Raw genomic sequence first — 2,576 nt, 5'->3', positions numbered from 1 at the left:
ATTAAAGTCGGCGACACTCTCACGAGCGCCGCCGCTCTCCAAAACCGTGCGTGAAAATTTCTCTTCACACGGCTCCTCAGTGACTCGGTGATTGTCACTCATACCGCATTACCAACATATCCTCTTTCCAGAACCATTCTGTATGTGAGGGTGGCTTAGGTTTAGCACTTTTACAGCTAGATTTTGTACCCAGACTGCCATCTGTTGCAGTCTTTATATCGTGGCAATGTCTGTGAAGTAAATCCCAGTTTTCATAAGAATCCTTTCCACCTTTCGATTTAGGAATTCTGTGGTCAACTTCCATGACATCTTCGTCTCGAAAATGTAATCCGCAGTGAGAACATTTACCCTTTTGAATCTTGAGAAGTGTTGCCACTCTTTTGGGACTTTCAGGGTGTTTTCCCATTCTTGTACTCCAATACACTAAGTTTCCGTTGTATGGTGACGATTCACCTTTAACTTTGGCATGGTCTATGATTTTTATTTGACCATGTTTGCGTAACCGAAGAGGGTTAATCCCTTCTTCCCTGGTTGCGAATACCCAGTGATCATTGCCTATGGTTTGCCAGTATTTATTTGACACCCATGTTTTTAATTTTTTCGGATGGCGATGATTTGCCCAAGCTCTGAGTTTTTGATACACTAAGAAGTCTAATTTATAGAAGACTTTGCTACTTGAAACCGTTCGGTAATAGTTAGCCCATCCTATAATTACAGGATTTAAACTCTGGATTAAATCTGATTGAGATTTGGCTTTGTGGGTGTCTATTACTCTTGCGATTTCTTTGAGGTGTATCTTGACTTTTTCCGGGCTTGGGGTGATGACTGTGCTGAAACCCAGTAGTTTACCTTGGGGGTTTTTCCCGCTAGTATATTTGCCAGATGGATATTGCCTGACTTTAAACCCCAGGAAATCAAATCCTGGAGACTGTCCATCATGGCTGCTCATTGTGTGAGCTATCCTTGTTTTACTGGATTTTAGCTCCAAACCCATGCCTTTTAACCATTCAGAGATTATCTCTTTACACTTTTGAACAACGGTTAAATCTTCGTGGAGAATTACGAAGTCATCGGCGTATCTTATTAAGGATATGCTTTTACATTTCTGTTGCCAGCTTATTTGTCCTTTTCCTGTTGACTTTTTGATGTCCAAGGTTTTGGCAAATTCCTTAATTTGATGTTCCATCCCGTGGAGAGCTATATTAGCCAGTAGTGGAGAAATGACTCCACCCTGTGGTGTACCCTCAAGTGTTGGAAACAACTGCTGTCCGTCCATCACCCCCGCTCGGAGCCATGCCCTGATTTGGCGGCGTAAAAGCGGGAATGTATTTAATTTTTTAAGCAGTGCTTCATGGTCGATTTTGTCGAAGCATTTGGCGATGTCGGCATCTAGCACGTATTTTTGCTTATACCTAATCGCATTAAATATTGCCCCGATAGCATCTTGGCACGAGCGCCCAGGTCTGAACCCATATTGATTCGGTTCAAATCGCGCTTCCCATTCTGGTTCTAGTGCCAGTTTAACAAGCGCCTGCAATGCCCGGTCTTTCATTGTTGGGATTCCTAAAGGTCGCTTCTCTTCTGTACCAGGCTTGGGAATCCATACTCGCCTGGTTGGGCTGACCTTTGAACTCAGGTTTATATTACCTATTAGGTCAAGGCGTTGCTTTGGGGTTAGTGATTTAACACCATCCACACCTGCCGTCTTTTTTCCTTTGTTATCCTGAGTAACCCTACGAACCGCTAAGCATTTTGCAGCCCAGGACTTCATCAACAACTTTTGAAGTCTGCGAAGTGTCTTAATATCACCACGATTGGCGGCTTGATAGATTCTTTTCTGCAACTTGAACACTACTCTTTCCAGCTTTCGCCAAGGAGTCTTGTTCCATTCATACATCGGTTTTACCGTGCTCATGACTTTTTCATTGCTACTGGAGACTCTATCTTCCGAGACACAGTGGGTCTGTCTGCATATCTCCCTCGTTACAAGGGAGCTTTCGCTTTTGACCCAATCTCTACTTGCCGTTGCATACGGTTAGCACCTACTCTGAAAATCGACTTTTACAGAGAGCAAACGGTAGGTTATTTCGTTCCTGTTTGTCTTTGTTTAGAGTTCTTAGGGTGGTACTTTCCACCGGGTTTATTACAGAGTGCTTAGTTGGTCAAGCAACGAATTGCCAACCCTGTGGTAAATTGAAGGTGAAGTCCCTTTATTACCAATCCTTGCCCTTTTGGGACTCCCAGCGTATCAACCTGTTTCGCTGGTTATCTATCACGATGGTTCGGATGTACCTTTGCTTTCGCTACCCATAAACTCCTGCTCGGCGGGGTTCTAGAATAGGTTTTCCAGTTACCGCCTTTTCACCCCGCTTTACGGATTGATGGCTAATCGCTACCGCAGGGGTGATGCTTTCACCGCAGCACCAGCGGGATGGGACTTGAACAGTGTTCTCACCCACAAGACGAACAAGTTGTCATCTAACAAGGGATTAAAGTGCGAACTCAATCCATATTGGATTACCTTATTAGAGCCTGAATTCCCCCCATCTCTAGGTTTCTTCAGAACGAAACGCACC

At 44.1% G+C, this 2,576-nt stretch carries 2 protein-coding genes; both read right to left on the bottom strand.

Going from position 1 to position 2,576, the window contains the following annotated elements; genetic code table 11:
* Positions 1-94 precede the first annotated feature (94 nt).
* Positions 95-1,915 carry a group II intron reverse transcriptase/maturase gene (ltrA, locus tag QUA53_RS28865; RefSeq protein ID WP_333101284.1) on the bottom strand — a complete coding sequence of 607 codons (1,821 nt, stop codon included), beginning with the start codon at positions 1,913-1,915 and terminating at the stop codon, positions 95-97.
* 477 nt (positions 1,916-2,392) lie between these two features.
* Positions 2,393-2,576: hypothetical protein (locus QUA53_RS28860; RefSeq protein WP_333101286.1), on the bottom strand; the 184-nt coding region annotated here is incomplete at its 5' end.

It is taken from the genome of Microcoleus sp. Pol12B3 (assembly GCF_036701355.1).
GTDB lineage: Bacteria > Cyanobacteriota > Cyanobacteriia > Cyanobacteriales > Microcoleaceae > Microcoleus.
This window is presented reverse-complemented; position numbering and strand designations above follow the sequence as displayed.